Source organism: Actinopolyspora mzabensis (assembly GCF_900101095.1).
Taxonomy (GTDB): Bacteria; Actinomycetota; Actinomycetes; order Mycobacteriales; family Pseudonocardiaceae; genus Actinopolyspora; species Actinopolyspora mzabensis.
Window position 1 is genome coordinate 524,157 of record NZ_FNFM01000002.1, and the last position, 25,896, is coordinate 550,052.

Genomic DNA, 25,896 nt, shown 5'->3' on the forward strand with positions numbered 1-25,896 from the left:
GTCGGCCACTGGGGTACACCCGGCCGACGTCTCGGCGGGAGCGCCTCTCCCGACCGTAAGCGTTTCGACCTTCTCACCGGATCTCGGCGAACTCGCCCCGACGTCGCGCGGCGCGACGGCGGGCACGGCCTCGGGATCGATCGCCTGCTGGAGCTTCGTTTTGATGATCTTCGGAGGAAGGTCGGGCTCGTCGGTGCTGTTCGCCGTCGAACCCGGCATCGGAACCGCATCCGGTGTCCGCTCGACGGTGGGTGACGGTACGGCCGCCATCGCCGGAGACGTGAGCAAACCGGTGAGAGCGACCGTCGAGACCAGTACGGTGCTCCATCGTCGAGGCGTAGTGGACACGCCGGATGTTCGCCGCATGAGTGGACGTCGTTCGTGGTGCATGTTCGATCCTCCGGAACACGGACCGCCGGGTAGGGCAGTACACGGGTGGGACCTCGTCGCCGGTCGGGAAACTCCGCCCGTTCGACAGAGCTGCTCCAGATTGCCGTGCGAAACAGCCCACCGCTATTCACTGATCGTGTAAGAAGAACGCCGAATCGTATGCCGACGGCGCCGACGAAAAACACTCTCGCTGTCGTCCGGGAAACACGTCCGAGCACCGGACGCACCGGTTGCGCGGCCCGACGTTCCGCGCGTTTCGCGGGAAATCGACCACGGGCACCCGAGGTGTCGGTAGCGTCTCCTATGGTGGCGTCGGGTGACCGCTTCCCGAGACGGTTCCAGCGGTCCGGAAAAGGGGGGTGCCGTGCAGCCGCTGCGCGTCCCGAGCGAGATGTTCAGGTTCACCACCGGTGACCGCTCCGAGCTCTACTCCGCGATCCTGCACGCCTTCGGCGAGGCCAACGAACGGCTGGAAACCGCGCTGAGCATCGACGAGGTGCGGGAAAGGCTGCGCTCGGTGGGCTGGTTCGACGCGCTCTCCGACGAGGACCTGCACGCCGCGCTGAAGCAGCTGGGCGACTGGGGACTGTTGGACAACGTCCAGAACCACGCCGAGAACTACCGCACCGCCGCCGAGTACGAACGCCGCAACCTGCAGTACTCGTTGACCAAGCTCGGTGAGGCCGCCTTCGCCGGAGTACAACACGCGATGGCGACACTCGCCTCCAGCGGCGCGTTGCAGACGGCGGTGCTCGACGCCATAGCCGACCGGCTGGGCGAGCTGAACGAGTTGCTACGCGACCCGACCTCCGCCGACCGCAGGATCTTCAGCAGCCTGCAGGAACTGGAGGGCCATCTGGAGGCCTTGCGCAACAACACCAAGCAGTTCAACGCTGAACTCCAGCGGCTGCTGCGCGCCGAGGGTGTGGACCTCACGACGTTCCACGAGGTCAAATCGGCCACGGTGGCCTACCTGCAGGAGTTCTGCGACCAGCTCGAACAGCGCTGCCACGCCATCGCCTCCGGCATCACCGAAGTGGAGGATCGCGGTGTGGCGGAGCTGCACCGGCGTGCGCTGCGGGGCGCGGAACTACCCCCCGGAACGGGCGACGAACGACGCACCGAGTGGCTGGATCATCGCGCCACCCGCTGGCAGGGACTGCGGATCTGGTTCCACCCGGAGGACGACTCGGCGCCGCGCGCCGAGCAGCTGCTGACCGTGGCGCGGCAGGCGATCGTCACCCTGCTGCAGGTACTGGAACGCATCGACGATTCGCGGAAACGTTCCTCCAGCGTGGCCTCCGATTTCCGGGAACTGGCCCGCTGGTTCACCCGAGCACCCGACGAGGACGAGCTGCACCGCCTGTTCGCCGCCGCGTTCGGCCTGGGATCGGCGCGGCACGCCCAGCTGATCCACGAGGACCCGGAGGTCATCGCCCCCTCCACATCGTGGGCCGACGCACCGGCGGTGGGGATTTCGGCGACGCTGCGCACCGGGGGACGCAAGGAGAGCTTCGCCCGCACCGGCAGGGTCCGCGACGTCGCCGAACTCAAACGGCAACGCGCGGAACTGGCGCGTGCCGAGCGCGCCCAGCTCGAAGCCGCCTGGCAACGGTTGGCCACCGACGGGCGGGCACGGCTGTCCGACTTCGCCGAGCTGGACCACACGGTGTTCCAACGACTTCTCGAACTGCTGGGCAGAGCACTGGCCGCCGGGCGGGACGAGTCCGGGGCGCGCCGGGCGAGTACCCCGGACGGCCGTGCCGAGATCGAACTGCGCGATCCCGACGACCGGGGCGAAACAACGCTGCGCACCCCGCACGGCACGTTCACCGGCCCCGACTTCGCGGTCGACATCCGCATCGTGGGTCGTGATCTCGAAGAGCCCGCCCGGGAGGCGAGTTGAGCAATCTCAACAACCAGCTCGTGGTCACCGAGCGCGAGGAACTGGCGCGCTGCATCAGGGTGCTGCTGGCGAATCCGCTGCTGACCAAACAGGACTCCCCGAAGGACTTCGACACGGCCAGGCGTCGTCACGAGGCACTTCGCTCCTGGTTCGACTACTACTGCGGCTGGACGCTGACCGTCATGCCCCGAGCGGGCTACGCCCGGCTGCACAAGAGCCGCGGCGACGTGGACGCGAGCAGACCTGCCCGCAGACTCCGTTCGGGCAGGGCACCGTTCGACCGCCGCCGCTACGCGCTGCTGTGCGTAGTGGCGGCCGAGCTGCTGGCCACTCCCACCACCACCATCGGGATGCTCGCCGAGCGGGTCCGCCACAGCACCGGGAACGATCCCGTGGTGCCCACCTTCGACACCTCGATCCGCTCGGAACGAATGGCCTATGTGGACGTACTTCGGCTGCTGGAGTCGTACACGGTGCTGGTCACGGTGGACGGCAGCACCGAGAATTTCGTCGAGACCGAGCTGGCCCAGGTGCTCTACCGGGTGGACTCGACCCTGCTGATGCGGCTGCTCAGCACGGTGACCGGTCCTTCCCGGATCGACGACGCGGAAACCGACTACACGGACCCCGACGAACTGATCGGGACGATCTCGACCGATCCGCGTTACGGGACCACCGCCGAGCACTCCTCGCGGAACCAGCGGAACCTCTGGGCACGGCACTCCGTGCTGCGCAGGCTGTTCGACGATCCAGTGGTGTACTGGAAGGACCTGAGCGAGCAGCAGCGCGGCTACGCCGGTTCGCAGGCCGGTCGCCAGCTGATCCGCAAGGCCGCCGAGGAGGCGGGGTTCGTCCTGGAGGAACGGGCGGAGGGTGTGCTGCTGGTGGATCGGGAGCAGATCGCCACCGACAGCACTTTCCCGGACGACTCGGGCAACGCCAAGATCGCCGCGCTGCGGTTGCTGGACGAGCTCAACGCTCACCCGGAGGGCGTGACGACACAGCGGCTGCACGAAGCCACGGCGGAGATGCTGGCCCGCGAACCCCGCTGGGCGAAGTCCTACCGCTCCGAGGACGGCACCTCCCGCCTGGTCGGCGACGCGCTGCGGATACTGGCCGACTTCGACCTGGTCGTTCGGCACGAGGACAGGGTCGTTCCCCGACCGGCCGCCGCCCGCTACCGCCTCGACGGCGTGAAAGTCTCGGCTCCCTCGGAAGGAACCCACGAATGAGCGTCACCGAGCTGCCGACGCGGAACAGCGCCGACACCTCGCGGAACCGCTGGCAGCCGAACCGGGCGGGCATCGTCAACATCTGGCGCTACTACGGGGAGACCTTCCGGTTCCACCGCGGCAGGCTGCTGCTGCGCGGGCCCAACGGAACCGGCAAGTCCAAGGCCCTGGAACTGCTGCTGCCGTTCCTGTTCGACGCGCGACTCACCCCGAGGCGGTTGTCCACGTTCGGCTCCGACCGGGGCATGCACTGGAACCTGATGGGCGAGGGAGCCGGCGGAACCACGCGGGTCGGCTACGTCTGGCTGGAGTTCACCCGCGAGACCGAGGAGGGCACGGAGTGGTTCTGCTGCGGCGCCCGACTGCAGGCCAGCAGCCGCACCAGCAACGTGACCACCGCCTACTTCACCACCACCCGCCGGATACACACCCCTGACTCTCCCGTGCACGACGTGGCGGAAACAGCGGGCGAGGTGGCGGAAACCCTGTCGCTGCTCAACGACTCCGGTCAGCCGCTGTCCCAGGCCGCCCTGGGCGAAGCACTCGGGGATTCCGGGCAGGTGCACCAGAGTCCGGCTGACTACCGCACCGAGCTGCGCTCCAGGCTCTTCGGTGGCATCGGGCAACAGCGCTACGAGTCGCTGATCAGCGCGTTGCTGCAGCTTCGCACCCCGAAGCTCTCCGAGCGGCTCGACCCGAACTTCCTGTCCAAACTGCTGTCCAACGCGCTACCACCGCTCGGTGACGCCGAGATCAGCGAGCTCGCGGACGGCTTCGAACGGCTGGACCGACAACGAGAACGGATCGGCAGGCTCGAAACGGAGGTCGAGGCGGCCGAGAAACTCGCCGAACGACAGCGACAGTACGCACGGCGCGTGCTCTACAACGCCGCCACCGAACTGACCTCGGCCAATTCCGAGGTGGACAGGACGAGCGGCATCGCCCGCGAAACCCAGCGGGAGTACGACGACTCGCTCACCGAACGCGAGCGGTTAAGGCAGCGCAAGAGCGAGACCGACGGCACGATCACGAACCTGCGGGAGGAGTTCGACGGGCTCAACAACCGCAACAGCGAGCTGAGCGAACTCGCGACCGACAGCGAGAACGCGCACAGCGACGCGACAGAACTGCGGGACAAGGCCACCGACGCCCGGTCGCGGGCCGAGGAGAACGAGCGGAGTTCGGTCGAGGCGGCCGAGAACGCCCGCCGGGCGGAGGGCGAACGGCGGGAAGCAGCCGAGGCGGCCGGGCAGTCGGCGCGGCGACTCGGCATGTCGGCCACCCACCGGGAAATGGCCGGATCCGAGCACGACTCGAAACACGCGCGGGCACTGCTGCGCGCGGCGCTCGACGGCAAACGCAAGGCGCTCGACGAGCTGCACACCGCGCTGCGCACCCACGAGACGGCGCTCCGGGACCACGAGCAGGCCGAACAACGGACCGAACAGGCACGAACCGAGCTGGCCGAGGCCACCGAACGCCGCGACGCGGCCGAGCAGGCCCACGCCGCAGCGGTGCGGCAACAGTCACAGCGGCTGCGGGACTGGGCCGAGGCCAACGTCGAGCTGCGGATCGACGACGTCGAGGAACTCGCGGAAGCGGCGGCGGACCACTCCACGGTGCAACGGCTGGTGTGGGACGCCGCCGAACCGGCCGCCGAAGCGCTCACCACCGAACGAACCGAGACACGTGCGGGCCGCGACCACCTGGCCGAACGCCGCGACGCGCACGTGGCGGAGATCGAACGGCTCCGACACGAGACCGACCTGCCGCCGACCGCACCGGCCACCCGCGACGCGGACCGTTCGACACTGCCCGGTGCGCCGCTGTGGAAACTGGTGGACTTCGCCGAGCGCACCGACGAGGCGACCCGAGCGGGCGTCGAGGCGGCGCTGCAGGCGAGCGGCCTGCTAGACGCCTGGGTCACCCCGGCGGGCGAGCTCACCCCAGACGGCCACGACACGTTCCTGACAGCCGAATCCGTCGAACCCGCAGGCGGACGAACGCTCGCCGAGGTGCTGCGTCCGGAACCCGAACACGCGGTGCCCGCGCGGCGGCTGGAGCGGATACTCGCCGCGATCGCCTTCGACGAGCGGCTGCCCGCCGAGCACCCGGTGGCGATCGGAGCGGACGGGCACTGGCGACTCGGCCCGGCGACCGGGAGCTGGGCGAAACCGGCGGTGGCCCACATCGGCACGACGGCACGGGAGCGAGCCCGCGAACGGCGGATCGCGGAGCTTTCGGAGCTGGTGACCGTGCTGGACGAGTCACTGTCCGAAATCGACGAAACCCTGGACGGGCTGGAACGGCGCCGCGAACGACTGCGCGCCGAGCGGGACTCGCTGCCGTCCGCCGAGGAGGTCGACACCGCACGCGGTGAGCTCGACACGGCCACCGCGACGGTGGCCGTACGGCAGGACGCCGTGGGTCGCGGCGAGCGTCAGGTCACCGAGTCCGCCGAAGCGGTCGAACGGACCCGGAACTCGCTGGCGGCCAAGGCCGACGAGTACGGATTGCCGAGGGAACGAACCGCGCTCCGGGAGTTCGAGAACGCGCTGGAGGGGTTCGAACGGGCCGGGGAAACCTGGATCGACGCGATGCGCGACGCCACCACGGCCGAACACACCGCACGGGACAGGGCGGAACAGGCCGAACGCTCGCTCACCGTCGCGCGACAGCGCGAGGCCGAGGCCGAGCGTGCCGAGCAGCGCGCGGCGGCGCTAGCCACGAAACTGCGTGCCAGGGAACGCGCGCTCGGCACCGAACAGAGCGAGATCCTGCGTGCGCTGGAGGACGTCCGGGGCAGGCTGCGGCAGGCCCAGAACGACTCGGAGTCGTTGAACGAACAGCTGCAGGAGCTCGCGGGCCGGATCGGATCGCTGGAGAGCTCGCGGGTGTCCACCGCGCAGGACCACGAGCGCGCTGTGGGGCTGCGCGACGACAGGCTCGAACGGTTCCGGCGGATCGCCGGGACGAGCATCCCTGGCGACGCCGGGATCGAGCTGGACGCGAGCTCGAACGCGATCCGGACGAACCTGGAGGCGGCCCGGTCGGTCACCGAGAAGTGGCCCAACACGCCGCACACGACGAAGAACATCAACGACTCGCTGGACCGGCTCAACGAGACCCTGCACGGCTACCGGGAGGCACTGGCCGAGCACGCCGCCGTGGCGCTGGAACTGGACGAGGACGTCCACGTGTTCGTGGCGACGATGAACGGCGTCCGGCTGGGTGCGACGCGGCTGCTGGAGTCGCTGCGCGAGGAGCACGAGCGGCAGCGCACCGACATCACCGAACACGAGCACGAGCTGTTCGACAAGACGCTGACCGGTGACGTGCGCAGGCACCTGGCGGAGCGGATCAGGAGCGCCAACGAGCTGGTGGACGCGATGAACGACCGCCTGGAACGGGTGCGCACCGCATCCGACGTGGCGGTGCGGCTGGTGTGGCAGGTGGGGCGGGACCTTCCCGCGGGCACGCAGGCGGCGCGGGACCTGCTGCTCAAGGACCCGGTACGGCTGTCCGAACAGGACCGTGAGTCGCTGCACCGGTTCTTCCGGGAACGCATCGAGGACGCCAAGACCAACAACACCGCCACGTCCTGGGAGGAGCAGCTGCGCGAGGTCTTCGACTACACCCAGTGGCACCGGTTCGACGTCAGGATCGACCGGGGACGGGACCGCGGCTGGGAACTGCTGACCAAGAAGCTGCACGGGGCGCTCTCCGGCGGGGAGAAGGCCATCGCGCTGCACCTGCCGCTGTTCGCCGCCATCGCGGCGCACTACGAGTCGATGACCGGAGCACCCCGGCTGATCCTGCTCGACGAGGTGTTCGTCGGTGTGGACAGCGCCAACCGGGGGCAGGTGTTCGAGCTGCTGAACTCGCTGGACCTGGACCTGATGCTGACCTCGGACCACGAGTGGGGGACGTACCGGGAGTTGGACGGCATCGCGATCCACGCGCTGACCACCGGCGACGGCGACGACGCGGTCACCACCACCCGGTTCGTGTGGGACGGCGAAGGGTGGCGCGAATGAGCCTCCCGGATTCACCACGGACGGGTCCGCCGGATTCCCCGCGGGAGCGTCTTCCGGACTCGCTGCGCGACGCCGAGCTGACGCCGCTCTGGCGCGCGGTGCACGAACGGCTGTCCTCCGGCCGCACCGTGCGCGGGGTCCGGGTGGGGCCGCTGGACGAGGCGCAGCGCTCCCGGCTGGCCGACCTGCTGGGAAGGACTCGGCTGCCGGGGGAGTACGAGCGGATCGCGCTGGCCGAGCTCGACGCGGCCCTGCGGGAGGTGTGCGGCCGGGACAGCCGGGCGGTGGTCGCCGAGCTGGTCGGCCCGCTGGACGACCAGGCGGCGCGGCGGAAGCGGCACACCGACGAGGTGACCGAGCTGTGGCGGTGGCTGGCCGAGCACGAAGTGGTGGCGGCACGCCCGGAGCTTGCCGAGTGGGTGGCGCAGGTCCGGCGCGGCGGACTCGTGGACGGTTCGGTCTCCCGGACCCGCGAGCTGCTCGGCGACGCGCTGCGGGTGCTGGCAGGGCTTCCCGAGGGTGGGCTGCCCGAGTCCGGGCTTTCCGGCGCGGGGCTTCCGCTGCCGGTGCTGGCGGAGCGGGAGCTGCGCGATCCGCACGCGCTGGACGCCGACACGCGGATGGCGGGACTCGTGCTGCGTGCGCTGGCCGTGCTGCACGGCGTCCCGGTGCCGGAGTACGCCGAGCAGCGCCGGGAGCTGTGGGAGCGCGCCGGGGTGGCCGAGGACGAGCTCTCCGCGACGGTGCTGGTGGCGGGCCCGCTGCTCGGTGGGCACGGGACCGCCGCCCGGATGCTGCGGGTGGGGCGCGAGGACGGCTGCGCAGTCGCGCTGACCCTGGCGCAGTTGCGCGCCGGTGACCAAGGGGGCGGATTTCATGGTGGCGGTGCCCAGGATGGCGGGATCGTACCGGCCGAGGGCGTGACCGAGGTGTACGTGGTGGAGAATCCGGCGGTGCTGACGTTGGCGCTGCGGCGGTTCGGTTCGTGCTGCCCGCCCATGGTGTGCGTGTCGGGGTGGCCGAACAGCGCGGCGATCCTGCTGCTGCGGGAACTCGCCGCGCACGGGGTGCTTGCCCGCTACCACGGGGATTTCGACGGCGAGGGGTTGCGAATCATCGGACACCTCGTGGAGCGGGTGGGCGTGCGGCCGTGGCGGATGACCGCGGCCGACTACCTGGCTGCCCTCGCGGGATCGGGCAGGGCAGACTCGGAGGGGGCTGGATCTGACGGGGCTGGATCTGACGGCGCTGGTTCGGAGGGTGCCGCATCGGACGGGACCGGATCAGCCGCGGCCGGATCACGACGCGGTGGACCGGCCACCGGCTCCGTGCCGGACACCCCGTGGGATCCCGAGCTCGCGGCGGCCGTGCGGGAGCACGGGGTGGCCGCCCCCGAGGAGCGGGTGGCCGAGACGCTGCTGGACGAGCTGGCAGGAAAAGCCGCGTCGCCGCCGTCCTCCCCGATGGAGTGAAAGATCGTCGCGACATCCCACACCGTCGACCGCTCGCGGCAGGCTCGGGGTATGAGTGCCGTGGTGGCCGAAGGGGTGATACCTGTGGCTGCACCTGCCCACGACACCGGCGCGTTCGACCTACTCGTCGAGCTGCGCGGCGTCTGGACCCCCGATCTCGCCGACCGGTACCTGCCGATTCCCGGAATGCCACCGGTGAAGTACGAGTGCCAGGACGGACACCTGATCGTGAGCCCTTACGGGGGTTCGGCCAACACATACGCCACTTACCGAATGCTTACCCTCATGGAACCCCCGGCCAGAGGATTGGGGTGCCGAGTTTATCCGACGCTGAACGTTCAGCTGGGCATCAATCGCTGGATCCAGCCCGATTTCGCGGTGCTGCGCGAACCGGCGCGTGGAGGAGTATGGATACCCGCCACCCGGGCGCTGCTCCTCGGCGAGTGCGTCTCGCCGTTCAGCCGCGTGGCCGACCGGATCGACAAACCCGCCATGTGCGCCGAGGCGGGCATCGCGTACTTCATGCGCGTGGAGGTCTCCTACGCCAAGAAGCACGCCGAGGTCGTACTGCTGCGGCTCGGTGAGAACGGTGCCTACAAGGTGCACGCCAAGGCGCTGGCGGGCGACACCTTCGAGACGCGGGAGCCGTTCCCGCTCCGGTTCGACCCCGCCGAACTACTGGAGGACTGAGGCGGCGACCGGAAGAATCCGTCGTCGCGAACCCGTCGCCGTTGCGGTTCTCAGCGCAGCGGTTCCCACCAATTCGGTTCTCAGCGCAGGCTAGCGAGGAAGGACGCCCAGGCACGCTGGTCGAAGGCGAGCACCGCGCCGTCCGGCACCTTGGAGTCCCGCACCGCCACGGCGGGCCCCGCGAAGGCGACCTCGACGCAGTTCCCCCCGGCACCGTTGTTGCCGCTGCGACTACTCTTCCGCCATCCATCGTTGGAGACGTCCACCGTCGACATGGCGCCTCCTCACAGCTTCTCAGCGACTTTCTTGATCAGCTTCACGGACTCTTGGAAGTCTAGTGCGCTCGACCGTAGATCCTCAAACAGGAGTCTACCGGCCCTGACCTCGGACGCCTTCTCCACGTGCAGCGAGCCCGTCGGGTACTCGACGTAGAGCACTTCCGGATCGGCCGGTTCGGCGAACTCCAGAAGCGTGAACGCACCGTTCATCGCACAGTGTGCACCGCTTCCCAGCGGCAGAACCTGCAACTCGACAGTGGGCATCTCCGCGCATTCGGCAAGGTGAACCACCTGTTCGTACATCACTCTCCGTTCCCCGACAGTCCGCCAGAGAGCTGCTTCGTCCACCACAGCACGGAGTTCGAGCGGATTTTCGACATCAGTCAAACGTTGGCGCCGAATCATTCGAACAGCGAGATCGTTGCGGATCTGCTCCGGTGATGCGCCGATGCGGCCACTCTGGAAAAGCGCTCGCGCGTAGTCCTCAGTCTGCAACAAACCGGGCACAGTCGTCACCTGAAAGTCCCGAACGAAGCACGCCTCGGTCTCCAGGTCCACGTAGCCGCGATCCTCCACGCCGTAGGCCCGCCACCAGCCGCGTTCCCTGGCGGCTCTGGCCAGGTCCAGCAGTTCGGGGTCCCGGATGTCGTAGAGGTCCATCATGGATCTGGCCTCGTGCACCGAGGTGATCACATCGCCGTTCTCCTTGCGGCTCAGCGCGCTGGTGGACATGTCCAGCTCGCAGGCCGCGTGCTCCTGGGTCAGCCCGGCCCGCTCCCGCAGATACCGGATCCTGCGTGCGAGCCTGCGGCGCCGAAACGTGGGGCTGGTGCGAACCACCGCAAAAGACCTCCCCGACAACGGTCGTGACCCACACCATGCTCCCAGCGGGAATCCGTGATCGGGATTCCCGCATCCGGTGATCCCGATGCACGGCCTCCCGGTGGGCGATTCCCGTTCGGACAGTGCTCGGTGAAACGGCTGACTTTCTAGGAGGTTCACGTGATTCCGAACGTTTTCGGCCTCGCTCGGCAGGACGACACCGGCGCGCCCGACCCGGACTCGGTGCTGCTGTGGGGAATGGAAACCGCCGAGGGCGCGATCCTGTACTGGCAGGAAGGCGGTCGCAGCCAGTTCGCGGTGTTCGAGAACGCCGATCGCGCGGCCGAACGGTTCGGCCCGCTGTTCGACCTGGTGCTCTACCGGCCGTGACTCCCACCCCGCCGCCCGGCGATTTCGCGAGAAATTTACGCCCGGGCAGCGCAGCGCCACCCCATTACAACGAGGATTTCGCGAGAAATCGACGCCGGGCGGTAACGCCGACGGCTCGCGCGACACGGATGGGGACGTAAACGACATCCAGCGACTAGGCGGGATTGATGTGGGGTCTGTCGACCAACGGGGAGTCGCGTGGTTCACCGCTGTCTACGAGGAGCACTACGACGCCGTCCGCCGATACGTACTGCGCAGGCTGCGAGATCCGAGCACCTCGGAGGAACTCGCCCAGGAGGTCTTCGTGATCACTTGGCGACGTCGCACCCGGGCACCGGAACACTGTTTGCCCTGGCTGTACGGCATCGCACGCCGCGTACTGGCCAACGACCGCCGCGCGGTCAGGGCCAGACCGGAAGCGATGGCCCTTCCCTCCGACGACGTGCTGCGCGACCGGCGGGAGGACCCGGCTCGCGGGGCTCAGCACGTCGATGTGCACCGCGCGATGGACGCGCTTTCCGAGACCGACCAGGAGGTCCTCCGACTGGTGGGTTGGGAGGGCCTCGACCTCGGCGACGCGGCCCGAGTGCTGGGCTGCGCGCGCGGAACGGCGCGGGTTCGGCTGTTCCGCGCGCGACGACGGCTGGCGAAATCCCTGGAAAACCCCGATTCGGAGCGGGAGAACGCCGTTTCAGCTCCCTGCCCGGCAGCTGTCGAACCGTTGGAGGAGTCCCATGCGTGACGTCGATACCGTCCGCGAGCTCGTCGGCCGCTCCGACCCGGGCAAAGACACCGAGTCCGGTTCGGAGCGGCCCAGCGCCGCGGATCTGATCGCGCGGGCGGAACTGCGCGAGCACGCCGGGAGCGAAGTCCCGTGGCCCGACTCGCCCGCCCGCCGGGGCGGGAAACAGCGCCGTCTCGTAGTGGTGGCGGCGTCGATCCTGGCAGCCGCGCTGCTCGGCAGCGTTCCGCTGCTGAGCGGCACGACCGCCGTATCCGAGCAGAGCCCGCCCGAGGTCGGGCCGGTGCGCGAGGCAACCGAACTCGGTACGGACGTTTCCGGGCAAGCGGCCACCAATGAGCTGCTCAACAGGGCGGACGGGTTGCAGACCGCCCCCTACGAAACCGCCGAGGGCGAGTTCGGCTACATCCGTACCCACGAGTGGTCCGGATCGCTGTGTTCCTCGGAGGTGGAGCACTGCGCCCACTACCCGCGGCAGCGGGAGGCCTGGTTGCGGGAACCGGCCGTGGGAACAACGCGAACGGTTCCACAGCCACCCGAGTTCGGTTCCACCGCGGACCGGAACTTCTGGAAGCGGCAGAGCGGCTGGACCGGACATCGCAGGACCAGCGAGAAGCGGATCGGCCCGAACAGTGTTCACCTGGCGCGGTGCGTTCCCGAACGAGCAGAAAGGGTCGCGGAGTGTCTGAACGTGCGGGGGAACGATTCCCGAGACGTGTTCCGGAGCGCCGTATCGCTGTTCAAGCACGAGCTACTTCCCCGCGACGTCCGCGCGGAGCTGCTGCGGGTGCTCGCCCGCACTCCGGGCGTGCGCTTCCGGGGTGAGAGCGAGGTGCGCGGTCACCAGGTGTTCGCGGTGGGACTCACCAGCTCGGCGTCCGTCGGCGAGGTTTTCGAGGTGCTGCTGTTCGACAGCGCGACCGGGGTGTTGCGCTCGTTCGAGAGTCTCAACCTGGGCCGGGGCGAACTGACCGGTTACGTGGTCTTCGAGGAGTACGGACGGACGAACACGCGGGGCTGAGCCGCCTCGCGGAATCCACCCGCGGAAATCCGGCCACAGTCACGAAGCGAGGGGCGTCGTGCGGCACGACGCCCCTCCCGGTGATGCACCGAAGCGAACAGCCCCTACCGGAGCGAAGGCCGGCGGGAGATCCCGCCGGCCGAGTACTCCGTAGGACGAACGGCTGACCTCGATCAGCTGGTGCCCATCTCCTCCAGGGAACGACCCTTCGTCTCCTTGAGGTAGCGCACCACGAAGAACAGCGAGAGCAGCGCGAACGCCGCGTAGATGAAGTAGGTGACCGGCAGGTTCCAGGCCTGCATGCTCGGGAAGGTCACCGTGACCAGCCAGTTGGCGATCCAGTTGGTGGCCGTGCCGAGGGCCAGCGCGGCGGCGCGGATGCGGGACGGGAACATCTCGCCCAGCAGCACCCACATCACGACACCCCAGGATGCCGCGAAGAAGAACACGAAGGCACTCGCCGAGACCAGCGCGAGAGCACCCCACTCGAAGGGCAGCGTCGTCTCGCCGTCGACCACGTTGGCGTAGCTGAAGGCCCAACCGGTCAGCGCGAGAGCGATGCTCATGCCCAGGGAGCCGACGACCAGCAGCGGCTTGCGGCCGATCTTGTCGACCAGCGCGATCGCCACGATCGTACCGACGATGTTCACGATGGAGGTGAACAGGCTCAGCAGCAGCGAGTTGCTCTCCTCGACGCCGACGGACTGCCACAGCGTGGAGGAGTAGTAGAAGATCACGTTGATGCCGACGAACTGCTGCAGTGCGGCGATGGCCATACCCACCCAGACGATGGGCAGCACGCCGAACTTGCCGCGCAGATCGCTGAGCCTGGTCTTGCGCTCGCCGCCGAGGGCGTCGCGGATCTCCTGGATCTTGGTGTCCGCGTCCTCGGACTCGATGCGCTGCAGCACCCCACGAGCCTGGTCGAACCTGCCCGCACGGACGAGGAATCGCGGGGATTCCGGGATGACCGAGGCGAGCACGAGGTAGATCAACGCGGGGACGGCCTCGACGGCCAGCATCCACTGCCAGGTGTCCAGCGGGCCGAGCTGAGCCGAGGCACTGCCGCCCGCCGAGGAGGCGAGTGCGTAGTTGACCAGCTGGGAAACCGCGATCCCCAGCACGATCGCGAGTTGTTGTAGCGAACCGAGCCTGCCGCGATAGGCGGCGGGCGCGACCTCCGCGATGTAAGCGGGGCCGATCATCGAGGCGATACCGACGGCGACACCACCGACTATTCGCCACCAGGCGAGGTCCCAGACCGTGAAGGGCAGCGCCGAACCGATGGCACTGATGATGAACAGCACGGCCGCCACCTGCATCACCCTGGTGCGCCCGATCCGGTCGGCTATGCCACCGGCTATGGCCGCACCGAGTGCCGATCCGAGCAGCGCCGCGGCGACGGTGACACCGGTCAGTGCCGCGCCGACGCCGAAGTTCTCCTGGATGGCTCCCACCGCACCGTTGATGACCGAGGTGTCATAGCCGAACAGGAAGCCTCCCAGGGCGGCTGCCCCGGCAATCATCACCACGTGCGCAAGGTGATCGGTGGAACGACCTCTCGTCTGATCTACCGACATCGAAGTACTCCTGAGCCCCCGATCGCCGATGTGCCATGTCGCACACCGCTCGTTAACGACGGGTTACGCGACAACGTAAGTCACATTCGGCCCACTTGACTTCCACGATTCAGCGTGACGCTCGCCACTGTGACGGGTTCAGATGCGTTTCGTTTCTGAATCGAAGCGAGCTGCGTCTGACCCGGTAACGAATGGATCTCGATCGTGATCAGCGGCTGGTGTCGACCCTGCCGAAGTTGAGATGCGCGCGCGAGGGCGTGGGGCCGCGCTGGCCCTGGTAGCGGGAACCGGCCGCCTTGCTGCCGTAGGGGTGTTCGGCCGGGCTGGAGAGGCGGAACAGGCAGAGCTGGCCGATCTTCATACCCGGCCAGAGGGTGATGGGCAGGTTCGCGACGTTGGACAGCTCCAGCGTGATGTGCCCGCTGAAGCCGGGGTCGATGAACCCGGCGGTGGAGTGGGTGAGCAGGCCGAGTCTGCCCAGGGAGGACTTGCCCTCCAGCCTGCCCGCGAGATCGTCGGGGAGGCGGACCGTCTCGTAGGTGGAGCCGAGCACGAACTCGCCCGGATGGAGGACGAACGCGTCGTCGTCGGAGTGCTCGACCAGCGAGGTCAGGTCGTCCTGCTGCCGCGAGGGGTCGATGTGGGTGTACTTGGAGTTGTCGAAGACCCGGAAGAACCGGTCCAGCCGGACGTCGATGCTCGACGGCTGAATCAGCGTGTCGTCGAACGGATCGAGTTCGAGGCGGCCCTCGTCGAGCTCTTTACGCAGGTCGCGGTCACTGAGCAACACGGAAACAGCGTATCGGGTGGGTGGGTGAACATCGCCGTCGGCCGCCGTGCTAGGCTTGATTACGTCGCGTTGAGGGCGATGCGGGTGTAGTTCAATGGCAGAACATCAGCTTCCCAAGCTGAGAACGCGGGTTCGATCCCCGTCACCCGCTCCAACGGTGAAGGCCCAGGGCAGGAACTTCCGAGTTCCGCCTGGGCCTTTTTCGTGCGCGGAGAGTTGGCGACCTCCGGCAGCGGGGTGCCGGTGCAGGGCGGCTCCGTGCCGAAGCTCGTCGGTCGGCTACCCCGGAAGCGGCTTTCAGTCCGCGGGGGCCGAGGACTCCGGCCGCACCGCGAGCTCGGATACCGCAGCGTCGACGGTTTCCTTGAACCGCAGCAGGTTGGTGCGGTTCATCGTGAGCACGATCGGGGTTCCCGCGCCAGCCAGCAGCCCCGCCGACTGCACGCTGATCGGGGACTCACCGAGCGACATCAAGGCCGCACACGCTTTCGGTGCCCGTGCGATCGGCTACGCGAACAAGCCCGGCAAGTTCGAGAAGCTCACCAACGCCGGAGCCGACACCGTGGCCGAACAACTGGAACTCATCACGAGTGAGCTGTAGTAGCCGAGCAGCATGGCGTTCACCCACACCGTTGGACACGACGTTTGAAAGCCTGGAACACACAATGATCGACAAGATCGCATGGATCAGACTTGAGAACGGCCGTATCCTCAGTACACGGTCACACGGCAAGAGCGTCTACTACATTCCCGGTGGGAAACGGGAGTCCGGCGAGTCCGACACGGACACCCTGGTTCGCGAGATCCGTGAGGAACTCGCTGTCGCGATCACTGCTGCCAGCACGACACATGTCGGCACCTTCCAAGCACAGGCAGACGGACATCCCGACGGAACCACCGTGCGAATGACCTGCTACGCAGCCGACTACGAGGGAACGCTGACGCCCTCCAGCGAGATCGCCGAGGTCATCTGGCTGGCCTACCAAGACCGAGAACATGTCTCACCGGTCGACCAACTCATCTTCGACCACCTCTACGAGCAAGCACTACTCGACTGACGAACGCAGCTAGAACGAGAGAGTTCCAACTCACGCACGGCTCACAGCATCGACAGCGTCGAGAATCTTGCTCCAGGGGAGGTCCTTGCCCGCATGTGCGCCGCGCGGTTCGTGCAGCGGCCAGTACTCGTCGCCGGTCAGCAGGTGCGCCCCCGCACGCTCCAAGGCGGAGATGTGGGAGTCCCAGGCGGGTTGCCGGGCGTGCGCGGCGTTGATCCTCGGGAACACCACGATCGGCACGGACTGAGTACCGATCGCTTCGCACACGGTTGTCAGTGCCTGGTTGTCGGCCAGCCCGAGCGCGAACTTGGCGACCGTGTTCGCGCTCGCGGGACAGACGAGGAAGCAGTCGATCGGCGGGTGTGGACTGTCCTCACGCGGCATCCTCGGAGCCACCCGGCACGGCAGCCCCGTCGCGGCCTCGATCCGTTCCCGCTCCCCGGTGTCCTCCAGCCACGTTCCTGCCGTGGGTGTGAGCGTCACCGCCACCTACCGCCCGCGCGCGATCGCGGGTTCGATCAAGGAAGTTCGGATGTTCTCCAGTCCACCGGCCGCGGACCCGATCAGCCCGAGAGTAGGCGTACTCATCGCACCGCCCGGCAGCGTTCGGCGAGTCCCAGCAGCGGGGAAGACTTCGATCCGTTGGTCACCGGAGCATGACGGTACATGGTGCGCACAACTTCGCGCACCATCGAGCTGTGCGTGACCAACTGGGGCGCCTTGGCCTCGGCGTCGAGCAGCACGCGGGTGGCGTCGTCATCGCGCGCCAGCATGCTCAAAGCGCGTGCAAGGTCGATCGAGTGCGTGACCTGACGTTCGACCGGCAGGTGCGTGGGATGGACGGATTCGCCCCGTTCGACCACGTTGGACACGTCGCCGAGGTCGAGCGAGGCGGACAGCCGGTGCAGTTCGACGTTGGCCGGCCCGAAGCCGGTTTGCCAGTAGTTCGCGTCGACACCGAGTCATCGCGCGGCTGTGTCGGCTTGGCCGAGCAGTTCGCGGGTGGTTTGGCGGTCCTGCCGACGAGCGGCGGCGACCGCCGTGCGCAGGAAGAGCATCCCGTACAGGCTCAGGGCTTCCGGTTCCGCCTCCCGGACTTGCGGGGTGAGCCACCGGGCAGCTGTTTCGCCGAGACTCAAGGCGTCGTCGAAGCGCCCCACCGCGAGCAGGGCGTGGGTGCCAGCGCGGGAGACGGAGGCGAGCACGAGCGGGTCCTCGGAGCGGTCGGCGGCCTGCATGGCCCGTTCGGCGGCGATCCAGGAGAGGTCGGACTCACCGACCTTGCTCAGTGTGGTGGCCGCCAGGTGGTGAACCCGAGCCGAGACGGCGTGTGCGCGGCGGTAGTAGGAGGGATGCCCGGAGGAGGTGCGTTCGAGCTGTTGCGCGGATTTCAGCAGGCCGGGAAGCACGCAGACGACGTGACCGACGCTGCCGTTCTGGTACTGGTGCCAGGCTTCCTCGGCGACGCGCGCGACCGGTTCGGGATCGACGTATTCCGGTTGCATCGCACCGCCGAACAGCGTGCGCGAGAGCCGTTCCGGCGACATGAGCGCGTCACGGATGGCGGGAACGTCGTCGTTGTCCTCGTCGTCCTCGAACAGGACCGGCTCGCCCATCAGGTCGTTGAGCGTGACCCGAAGCTGCCGAGCGAGTTCGACGAGCACCTCAATCCGGTTGACCTGCCGATCGCCCCGCTCGACCTTGCTCACCCAGTCCTCGGACTTGCCCATCAACCCGGCAAGCACCGCCTGCGACAGCCCACGCCGACGCCGGTAGAACGCCACGCGCTCCCCGACGCTCAGCTCATCACCAGCACCATGCACGCGATCGAGGATACCAACAGAGTCACCAACCCAGGACCAATCAACGCACTCCAACGCCACCGTGCCGCCAACGACCACGGCCTCGACCTACCAGTATATTGACACCATGACCGAGCAGATCCAACCACGAGACAGGTTTACTGTTGGCGACCTGTTCTCAGGGGCCGGAGGCATGAGCTACGGCTTCAAGGTGCATGATCATTTCCAAGTAATCGGCGCCGCAGATGCTCAGATGGGCAAGCCCTCATCGGCCATCGGGTCTCTCGCATGTAACCAGACCTACGCTACAAACATTAACCTTACGCCGCAAGAAGTCGACCTCGCGGACGTCAACCCACGTTTCATACGCGAGTCTTGGGGCATACAACCAGGCCAGCTCGATGTCCTTTGCGCATGTCCTCCATGCACAGGTTTCAGCAGAACAACTGCCTCCAACCACACCTATGATGACCCCCGTAATTCCCTAGTGGGACGAGTCTCTGATTTCGTCGACGAATTAAAGCCGCGTATCATACTCATGGAAAATGCGCGCGAACTCGCGATGGGACGACAACGTCATCATCTCAACGCACTAATAGCCGATCTACACGCGGCTGGCTACGAGACACATGCAGCTACACATTTCTTGAACAATTTTGGATTGCCACAAATACGGGAACGAGCATTAGTCGTAGCCGTACGAAAACCACTCCAAATCAAGACCCTAGAAGACCTTTGGAGGAATTACTGTGTTGTCCCAAAGGCCCTCACGGTGCGAAACGCAATTTCCCATCTCCCTTGGCTAGAGGCAGGGGAACAAGATGATAACGACCCGGCGCACACTGCACCATCATTCAGGAGTGAGTTAACTTTTCGTCGAATGAAAGCAATTCCTCAAGACGGCGGATCCTGGGCCGACCTTGTAGGAAACCCGACGACCGAAAAACTCCTGAACCCTGCACATCGACGAATCATCAATTTGGGCAAAGTTGGCTCACATCCCGACGTTTACGGTCGAATGTGGTGGGACGAACCCGCAAGAACCATCAAAAGGGAGTGCGCACACGTGGGTAACGGCAGATACTCCCACCCTCAACAGGACCGACTTTGCTCCTTGCGCGAAATGGCGACCTTGCAAGGATTCCCCCAAGGTTACAGGTTTCAGGAGCAAAGCCTTGCGAATGCCTACAGGCATGTAGGTGACGCTGTTCCACCGTTGATCTCTTACCAGCTCGCCTGGCTGGCAGCGTGGATACTCGGCGAAAAACGACCTGACGCCGAAAATCTTGCACTTGAAGGCACTTCGCTACGGCCGTCAGATATTCTATATTGTGACAGTGAGGACACACAATGACCATGAAAAAACCATCCCCATCTTCATCAGAAGTCTCGCAGAGGATGCGGAAGCAAGCAACACGTCACACCCAGGTCGAGTTAAAAATAAGAAAAAATCTTCACGCGCTAGGACTTCGCTACCGTCTTCATCAACGTCCAATACACGGTATCCGACGAGAAGCTGATATCGTATTTTCGAAGTGCAAGTTGGCAGTCTTTGTTGACGGCTGCTTCTGGCATTTCTGTCCAGCGCATGGAATGCTTCCAAAATCGAACTCCGACTGGTGGTCCGAGAAGCTACTGAAAAACAGGAACAGGGATCAGGAAACTGACTATCAACTGTCGAACGCCGGATGGTCAGTAGTCCGAATTTGGGAACACGAGGAGCCTGCCGAGGCAGCACAGCGAATCTACCAGCTCGTGACACACCTTAACCATTATGGTAGAAACGTATCTTGTGACTGGACAGAATGCGCGCGATGACTTACACGACAAGATTGATGCGCTCAACACTTCACAAGTTTATCGTGTATCACAATATGTCGACGCACTTACGCGATCTCTATTTGAGGGGATTAATCCTGAATCATCGCTGGTTACGACAAGTTGGCTCGAAGAGTTCAGGAGCCGGATTCAGGCTCATCATGCTGTCAACATTGCACCCCTCACTCGAACAACATTTGAAGACGCCTTCGCTGCAGCGTGCGAAGCAGCCGGTAGCGATACCCTAAAATCTGAGTCTGCAACTAACCGTTTCTGGGACATAGCAGTAGACCATTCGTACTACTCGTTGAAAACAACGGCCGCCAAGAACATCAGTCATTATTACTTGCATATATCAAAGCTGACTGAAGCTGCTTGGATCCAAGATCAACGTACGGCCTCGGGGAGGCGAGACAAGACATTAGAACTCTTTCATGAGTTTCGCTACCAGGTCAAATCAATATTCATGCTTCGCGGGTTCAAAAATGATGACCTAACAGTTAGCAGGTACGAACTAGTAGAGATTCCTGGGACTCTGTTCGACCCTATATTTCAAGTTCCGGTCACCGAGTTCAACGCGGATGGCCCCAAGATCAAACTACCGTACGGGTCTATTACTCCGGACCTCGAAATCAGGATCGACCGGAGCGACGCCAAAGTAACCATCGGTCAAATACAGAGAGAAAGTTGCATCGTACACGGTACATGGGATTTTCCTCCTGCAGCATAGGGCACCAGGTGTCCTAATAGCTGTAAAGCTATGCCAACTATAGCAAGTTGCCGAATTGCGCTCTACGGGATCAAGGCGCGCCGCCTGCGGCGGCGCGCTCCGGGACGGCTTGGCATGGCGCTTGCGCGTGCGGCCTGGCGGCCGTTCGCGCGCAAGCCAGCCGACCGAAGACGAGCGAGACACCGGGGGAGCAGAGCCAACCTCCTCCGGTCGGCCCCTGTCGCACAGTCCGTCCGCGTCGATCGCCGTATCTGCCGCAGCCGTGTGCCGCTGAGCCCGGCGATCGCTGCCGCGCCTGTGGACATCGGGGCTCGCTGGGCGAGCCGCGCTGACCACAGCCTTGCCCCAAAGCTTTGAGAGCAGCTGAGTGCGCGATCGCCACACACGAATCACCTCGAACGACCACATGCACCCTGCTGTTACTGACAGGCTGTCTCCCATGACGGCGTATGTGATCTCCGAGGTCGAGGTACTCGACGAACAACTTGCCGATCAGTACCGAACACTGGCGAAGCGCTCAATCGAGCAGTACGGCGGGCGCTACCTGGTCCGCGGTGCCTCACCGAACGTTGTCGAGGGAAACTAATCCGAAGGACGGCGCGTCATCGTCGTCGAGTTTCCGACCATGCAGCGCGCTCACGAGTGGTACGACTCGCCCGAGTACGCGCGGGCACTCGAAGTACGAGGAACGGCTCTGGACAGGCGTTTACTGTTCGTCGAAGGCACTGACGCCGCCTGAGGACGTCGGGCCGCACGCGGGCCATTAAGGGCGGTCAACCACGGTCAATGACGGTCACCACAGGCCACCTTGCGCCGCAGGTCAGGAGCCGTGCGCGGACGCTAGTATCGGATTCCCAAGCTGAGAACGCGGGTTCGACCCCCGTCACCCGCTCCAACGGTGAAGGCCCAGGCCAGGAACTTCCGAGTTCCGCCTGGGCCTTTTTCGTGCGCGGAGAGTTGGCGACCTCCGGCAGCGGGGTGCCGGTGCAGGGCGGCTCCGTGCCGAAGCTCGTCGGTCGGCTACCCCGGAAGCGGCTTTCAGTCCGCGAGGCCCGAGGACTCCGGCCGCACCGCGAGCTCGGAAACCGCAACGTCGACGGTTTCCTTGAACCGCAGCAGGTTGGTGCGGTTCATCGTGAGCACGATCGGGGCGGACCGCACTGACTACAGCCTTGCCACACATCAACCGGGTCACCAACCGGGATCTCGTTACGGATGACGGGCTCGGTTGTCGCAGTCCTTGCAGCGTTGATTCGCCCGGAGTTCGACGTTGGCGCCGGCGTTCGCGGCGATGACATCGCCGTTTCCGATGCGCTCCCAGGCACGCGGCACGTCGCGGATCTCTCCCCAGTCGGAGTAATCGGGATCATCACCCTTGTGGAAGCAGCCGGGAATATGCGCCATCCCCGCCGGGCTGATGAGGATCAGAGCAGGCGCGGGCTGCCCAGCGGGCTTGGGTTTCCGAGTGTGTTCGCACTGCCCGACAGGCAGATCGCATCGCTCGCAGCGAGACTCACCAGACGACATGGCTCCATACTGCGCTTCCAGGCATGACCTTGTGTGCCATTCGCGACGATCTGTTCCATTCTGACCAGGCTCGCGGTGAGCTTCCGGGCCACACGCGGGCCATCAAGGATGGTTCTCCACGGTCAAGGGCGGCTGCCGAAAATCAGCTCGCACCGCAGGACAGGAGCCATGCGCGGACACGAGTATCGGCTCGCCAGCCAAGGAGCTAGAGACACTGCCTCTCTGACGTGCCGAATACGGCTCAGCCGTAATCGGCGAACAGCCGTCCGTTCGCGCCGTCGACCGTCATGAAGCCGCCGTAGGGGACGATCCACTGTGGTCTGGTGTGCCCGAAGGGCGGGCCGACCACGACGACCGCGTCCGGGTTGTAGGCGTGCACCACGGAAATCGCGGTGTCGCGCTGCTCCGCTCGGTTCTCCCGCCGCTGCTCGGCCGTGGGACGCACGGTGAAGTTCGAGGTCGGCGGCCTCGCGATGACTACCGCATCAACCGCACGCAGGATCCCGCGTTCCCCGAGGGAACGGAGGATCCAACCGAACTCCCGCGCGGGGATCAATTCCTCCGACGTCTCCAAAAGCAGCACACCGCCATCGAGTACGGCCGGATCAACCGGAAAACGCCCGGCCGTGAGCAGCCACTGCAGCACCTCGACGCACCCGCCCCACGTCCTGCCGGTGCGGGATTCGGCAGGACCGGCCCAGGTCCAGGGCTCGGTGGCCTCGCGTTCGCCGAATTCGCTGAGCGCGCGGGGATCGTTCCAGTCGTGCCCGATGTCCTCGGACTCGCCCGGCTCGGTGAGCTCGATGCGTTCGCCGGTGAGCAGGGCGGCCCGCAGCGACCGCTCGTGGACCGGATCGACGTGCGGTCCCGGCCCCAGCTGAACCTGGGTCGAGCCGCCGTAGTAGCCGGGCACCCCGAGCGTCCAGAGCCGATTCAGCAGGTTCGTGTTGTCGCTGTACCCGAGGAAGGGTTTGGGATCGTTGGCGACGAGTTCGGCGTCCAGGTGCGGCACGACCGTGATCTGGTCATCTCCACCACTCGTGGTCAGCACCGCCCGGATCTCCGGATCGGCGAAGGCTGCGTTGAGGTCCGCCGCGCGTTCGCGCGCGGTGGCGTCGAGCTTCCGAGTGGTCGGAAACTCGACGGGCACGAGACCCGCGATGTTCCGCAGCCGTCGCAATGCCTGCTCGTGCACGGCGGAACCGACCGCGGGAGCAGCGAAGGACGGCGACAGCACAGCGATCCTGTCGCCGGGCCGGGCCTTCCGGGGGTGGGCGAACGCCATGTGACCAACTCTAGGAGTACTGTCACCTCGTTTCGGCATTGGATGTGACGCGGGTACGCATCAGGACGAGCCGATCAACCTTGACCGAGTGCGCTTTCCTCACCGATCCAGCCGTACTGTCACCGGTACACGAGGTAGCCGGGAGGTCATCAGCGGACAAGTCACCGAGATCGGCTGCTCGTTCGCGGCAGTTGTCGGCCGGGTTCCGTCCGGAGAAACCATCCTGCGGATACGAAAATCAGGGTACCGACGAAGGTGATCAGGTAGGCGTTCCCGTAAACCATCTCGAACCCGTGCCAAGGCGGAAACGTACTGATACCGAGGACAGGGAAGTGGCTCTCGAGCCCCAGGATGATGTGCACCGGCCACGCGAAAGTCAGCACTCCCAGTACAGCGCACACCGATTTCGGCGCGTACAGCAGTGCCAGGATCGTGAGAGGGCCGAGCCATACCCAGTGGTGACTCCACGAGAACGGCGACACAGCGGTTGTGGTGAGCCCGCACAACGTCAGTCCGAGCAGGACCTCGCCTCGGTTGTGTACCGCGGTCGCCACGGCCAGCCCGGCGACGACTGCGATACCGGCCAGAACGAGCCACAACAGCACCCGAAGGTCCCCATCCCCCAGCATTCGAGCTACCGCACCGTTGATCGACAGGTTTCCCTGCCCGGCGGTGGCACCGAACCTGGAGTTGTCGGCGAAAACTCCCGACCAGTAACGCAACGAATCATGCGGGGCGACCAGAAACCCGAGCCCGATCGTCGCCGCCGTCGCTCCGGCCGCACGAGCGGCCATGCCGAATCGCCGCGTGCACATTAGGTACACGATGAACAGCCCGGGCGTGAGTTTGATCCCCGTCGCGATACCGACGGCAACTCCAGAACTCCGGTGCTCGCCGACAAGATCGAGGAGAACGAGGGCCAACAACAACAGATTGATCTGACCGAGCCACATCGTCCACGTCAACGGCTCCACCAAGAACACCAATGCGACGACGGCAACCGTCGCTCGACGACGTTCTCGAATGCTCGCGGCATTCGCGTGCCGCAGGAGCTCGCGAACCACCGTGACGAGCAGGAGCATGTGCGCTGGTATGACGAGGGCGCGGCAAAGCCACGTCGGCACGAATGACAGCGGAGTGAAGATTATCGCCGCGAATGGCGGGTAAGTGAACGGATACGACCCGGTGAGCGCGGGCAGATCGGATTCGTACAGCGGTTCACCGTTGAGCAGGGCGGCGCCACCAGCTCGATACACGGTCACGTCGAGGAAATCCCCCAACACGGGGGTCCCGATCAACATCCACTGCAGCAACGTGGGAGCGGCGAACGCGGTGAGCGCGACCGCTACCACCGCAGGCATGTGATTCGACAGCCACGAGACGCGGTTGGTTCCCGTTGGGACTTCTTCCGTGCTCACGAACTTCAAGTCATATACTTTCGCAGTGTGGATGCCGGTTGCTCAACACGAGCACCCCAATTATCCCACATCCCGACGGGAAAAATTTTCAGCGATCCCGGACAGCACCGAGAACCACGGGGATCATTATTTGGAATCTGCTATGGCATAAATAATTCGACCACCAGATGAATAAATTTTTGCTTTTCCGGCCTGTCTTAGATCTTGAGGGGACCCTGGCAGACGAAACCGCCAAGCTGCAAGCCGAGAAAGGCTGCGACGACACGCTGTTACGGTGCATTTGGCAGCGAGAAATCACACTCCGCATAGCCCGTACCGAGATCGAACCCCGCCACACGCTAGGCCAACACCGATGGATCATCGAACGCAGCCTGGCTTTACTCTCAGAATACCGCCGCCTGACCCAACGTTACGAAAGCACAGCCAACCATTACGCCGCCTTTCCCGCTTTCGCCGCCGCCCCTAACCTGCTACGAAAACACCTCGCATGAGACACCCTCTTAACAGCACTCAGTTGGCGAGCGTCCGCATCGCGGCCTCGGCGAACCGACGAGCCGTGGTGCAGGTCGGCGGATCCTCGTCGCTGTAGGACTGCTCAACCCTGACCTCCAGCGACTGACCAGCAGCCACATCCACGTAGATCCTGCACTTGTGATCCGGATCCGGGCGCTTGCTGTCGAACCACACCTTGATCGTACGAAAACCCTGGATCCGGGAAACCTCCTCGGATCTCGCATCTTCATCAGAAGGATCAATCCACCGATCGATCCCTTGGTTCGTTATCGTGTTGACGTATATCCTGTTCCCGATCTCGATACTGTAGAAACAGGTACTGCCTTCCGCCTCTATTCCGGGAGCAAAGCCAAGTTTCTGCGATTCCTGGCCTATCCGCATCCCTTGCACCGATT

Annotated in this window: 22 protein-coding genes, 1 tRNA gene and 2 pseudogenes; 15 read left to right on the top strand and 10 right to left on the bottom strand. The window is 65.6% G+C overall.

What is annotated here, in order from left to right; genetic code table 11:
- Positions 1-781: 781 nt before the first annotated feature.
- The 5 genes from BLR41_RS05030 to BLR41_RS05050 all read left to right on the top strand — a co-directional run bounded on the left by BLR41_RS05030 (position 782) and on the right by BLR41_RS05050 (position 9,727).
- Positions 782-2,296 (top strand): TIGR02677 family protein, encoded by a 1,515-nt coding sequence (locus tag BLR41_RS05030; protein ID WP_092626856.1) that lies wholly within the window; start codon positions 782-784, stop codon positions 2,294-2,296.
- The gene (locus BLR41_RS05035) at positions 2,293-3,528 is read left to right on the top strand and encodes a TIGR02678 family protein (RefSeq protein ID WP_092626768.1); all 1,236 of its coding nucleotides are present in this window, start codon (positions 2,293-2,295) and stop codon (positions 3,526-3,528) included. Before BLR41_RS05030 ends, BLR41_RS05035 begins: the two co-directional genes overlap by 4 nt.
- Positions 3,525-7,565: a TIGR02680 family protein gene (locus BLR41_RS05040; RefSeq protein WP_092626769.1), complete on the top strand. Its 4,041-nt coding sequence runs from the start codon at positions 3,525-3,527 to the stop codon at positions 7,563-7,565. The genes BLR41_RS05035 and BLR41_RS05040 overlap by 4 nt, the downstream gene beginning before the upstream one ends.
- Positions 7,562-9,037 (top strand): TIGR02679 family protein, encoded by a 1,476-nt coding sequence (locus BLR41_RS05045; protein ID WP_092626770.1) that lies wholly within the window; start codon positions 7,562-7,564, stop codon positions 9,035-9,037. Before BLR41_RS05040 ends, BLR41_RS05045 begins: the two co-directional genes overlap by 4 nt.
- Positions 9,038-9,121: 84 nt before the next feature.
- The gene (locus BLR41_RS05050; RefSeq protein WP_092626771.1) at positions 9,122-9,727 is read left to right on the top strand and encodes a Uma2 family endonuclease; all 606 of its coding nucleotides are present in this window, start codon (positions 9,122-9,124) and stop codon (positions 9,725-9,727) included.
- 80 nt (positions 9,728-9,807) lie between these two features.
- On the opposite strand, the gene BLR41_RS05055 is transcribed toward BLR41_RS05050, so the two are convergent.
- Both BLR41_RS05055 and BLR41_RS05060 read right to left on the bottom strand, forming a co-directional pair.
- Positions 9,808-10,002, bottom strand: coding sequence for a DUF397 domain-containing protein (locus tag BLR41_RS05055; protein ID WP_170837467.1), 195 nt, complete (start codon positions 10,000-10,002; stop codon positions 9,808-9,810).
- 9 nt (positions 10,003-10,011) lie between these two features.
- Positions 10,012-10,845, bottom strand: a complete 834-nt coding sequence (locus tag BLR41_RS05060; protein WP_092602135.1) for a helix-turn-helix domain-containing protein — start codon at positions 10,843-10,845, stop codon at positions 10,012-10,014.
- Between the two features lie 162 nt (positions 10,846-11,007).
- On the opposite strand from BLR41_RS05060, the gene BLR41_RS05065 reads away from it, so the two are divergent.
- From BLR41_RS05065 to BLR41_RS05075, 3 genes are all read left to right on the top strand, one after another.
- On the top strand, positions 11,008-11,217 hold the full coding sequence (locus BLR41_RS05065; protein WP_092626772.1) for a hypothetical protein: 210 nt from the start codon (positions 11,008-11,010) through the stop codon (positions 11,215-11,217).
- Between the two features lie 169 nt (positions 11,218-11,386).
- Complete coding sequence (locus BLR41_RS05070; protein ID WP_092626773.1) at positions 11,387-11,959, top strand: RNA polymerase sigma factor; 573 nt, start codon at positions 11,387-11,389, stop codon at positions 11,957-11,959.
- Complete coding sequence (locus BLR41_RS05075; RefSeq protein ID WP_092626774.1) at positions 11,952-12,980, top strand: hypothetical protein; 1,029 nt, start codon at positions 11,952-11,954, stop codon at positions 12,978-12,980. Before BLR41_RS05070 ends, BLR41_RS05075 begins: the two co-directional genes overlap by 8 nt.
- A 173-nt stretch (positions 12,981-13,153) precedes the next feature.
- Here BLR41_RS05075 and BLR41_RS05080 read toward each other — a convergent pair whose 3' ends face one another.
- Complete coding sequence (locus tag BLR41_RS05080) at positions 13,154-14,560, bottom strand: sugar porter family MFS transporter (protein WP_092626775.1); 1,407 nt, start codon at positions 14,558-14,560, stop codon at positions 13,154-13,156.
- A gap of 208 nt (positions 14,561-14,768) precedes the next feature.
- Positions 14,769-15,350, bottom strand: a complete 582-nt coding sequence (gene dcd / locus BLR41_RS05085; RefSeq protein WP_092626776.1) for a dCTP deaminase — start codon at positions 15,348-15,350, stop codon at positions 14,769-14,771.
- Between the two features lie 80 nt (positions 15,351-15,430).
- Here dcd and BLR41_RS05090 point away from each other — a divergent pair.
- The 3 genes from BLR41_RS05090 to BLR41_RS05100 all read left to right on the top strand — a co-directional run bounded on the left by BLR41_RS05090 (position 15,431) and on the right by BLR41_RS05100 (position 16,408).
- Positions 15,431-15,504, top strand: a tRNA-Gly gene (locus BLR41_RS05090).
- A 240-nt stretch (positions 15,505-15,744) separates the two neighbouring features.
- Positions 15,745-15,951, top strand: coding sequence for an HAD family hydrolase (locus BLR41_RS22745; protein ID WP_176797820.1), 207 nt, complete (start codon positions 15,745-15,747; stop codon positions 15,949-15,951).
- Positions 15,952-16,015: 64 nt separating this feature from the next.
- Complete coding sequence (locus BLR41_RS05100) at positions 16,016-16,408, top strand: NUDIX hydrolase (RefSeq protein WP_092626778.1); 393 nt, start codon at positions 16,016-16,018, stop codon at positions 16,406-16,408.
- A gap of 30 nt (positions 16,409-16,438) precedes the next feature.
- Here BLR41_RS05100 and BLR41_RS05105 read toward each other — a convergent pair whose 3' ends face one another.
- Positions 16,439-16,897, bottom strand: a complete 459-nt coding sequence (locus tag BLR41_RS05105) for a flavoprotein (protein ID WP_176797821.1) — start codon at positions 16,895-16,897, stop codon at positions 16,439-16,441.
- A gap of 95 nt (positions 16,898-16,992) precedes the next feature.
- Positions 16,993-18,231 (bottom strand): annotated as a pseudogene (locus tag BLR41_RS05110) (helix-turn-helix domain-containing protein).
- Positions 18,232-18,337: 106 nt separating this feature from the next.
- Here BLR41_RS05110 and BLR41_RS23780 point away from each other — a divergent pair.
- The 4 genes and pseudogenes from BLR41_RS23780 to BLR41_RS23330 all read left to right on the top strand — a co-directional run bounded on the left by BLR41_RS23780 (position 18,338) and on the right by BLR41_RS23330 (position 21,497).
- Positions 18,338-19,564 carry a DNA (cytosine-5-)-methyltransferase gene (locus BLR41_RS23780; RefSeq protein WP_092626857.1) on the top strand — a complete coding sequence of 409 codons (1,227 nt, stop codon included), beginning with the start codon at positions 18,338-18,340 and terminating at the stop codon, positions 19,562-19,564.
- 2 nt (positions 19,565-19,566) lie between these two features.
- Positions 19,567-20,028, top strand: a complete 462-nt coding sequence (locus tag BLR41_RS05120) for a very short patch repair endonuclease (RefSeq protein ID WP_281240929.1) — start codon at positions 19,567-19,569, stop codon at positions 20,026-20,028.
- The gene (locus tag BLR41_RS22370) at positions 20,003-20,758 is read left to right on the top strand and encodes a hypothetical protein (RefSeq protein WP_143012997.1); all 756 of its coding nucleotides are present in this window, start codon (positions 20,003-20,005) and stop codon (positions 20,756-20,758) included. Before BLR41_RS05120 ends, BLR41_RS22370 begins: the two co-directional genes overlap by 26 nt.
- 439 nt (positions 20,759-21,197) lie before the next feature.
- Positions 21,198-21,497, top strand: a pseudogene (locus tag BLR41_RS23330) (DUF1330 domain-containing protein).
- 470 nt (positions 21,498-21,967) lie between these two features.
- Here the strand turns inward: BLR41_RS23330 and BLR41_RS22375 are convergent.
- From BLR41_RS22375 to BLR41_RS05145, 4 genes are all read right to left on the bottom strand, one after another.
- Entirely contained in the window at positions 21,968-22,285 is a 318-nt protein-coding gene (locus tag BLR41_RS22375; protein ID WP_143012998.1) for a hypothetical protein, read from the bottom strand.
- A gap of 241 nt (positions 22,286-22,526) precedes the next feature.
- Positions 22,527-23,570: a S66 family peptidase gene (locus tag BLR41_RS05135; RefSeq protein WP_092626781.1), complete on the bottom strand. Its 1,044-nt coding sequence runs from the start codon at positions 23,568-23,570 to the stop codon at positions 22,527-22,529.
- Between the two features lie 161 nt (positions 23,571-23,731).
- Complete coding sequence (locus BLR41_RS05140; protein WP_143012999.1) at positions 23,732-24,931, bottom strand: glycosyltransferase 87 family protein; 1,200 nt, start codon at positions 24,929-24,931, stop codon at positions 23,732-23,734.
- A gap of 567 nt (positions 24,932-25,498) precedes the next feature.
- Positions 25,499-25,896, bottom strand: a 398-nt coding sequence (locus BLR41_RS05145) for a DUF3558 domain-containing protein (protein WP_092626858.1), incomplete at its 5' end; no start/stop codon positions are given.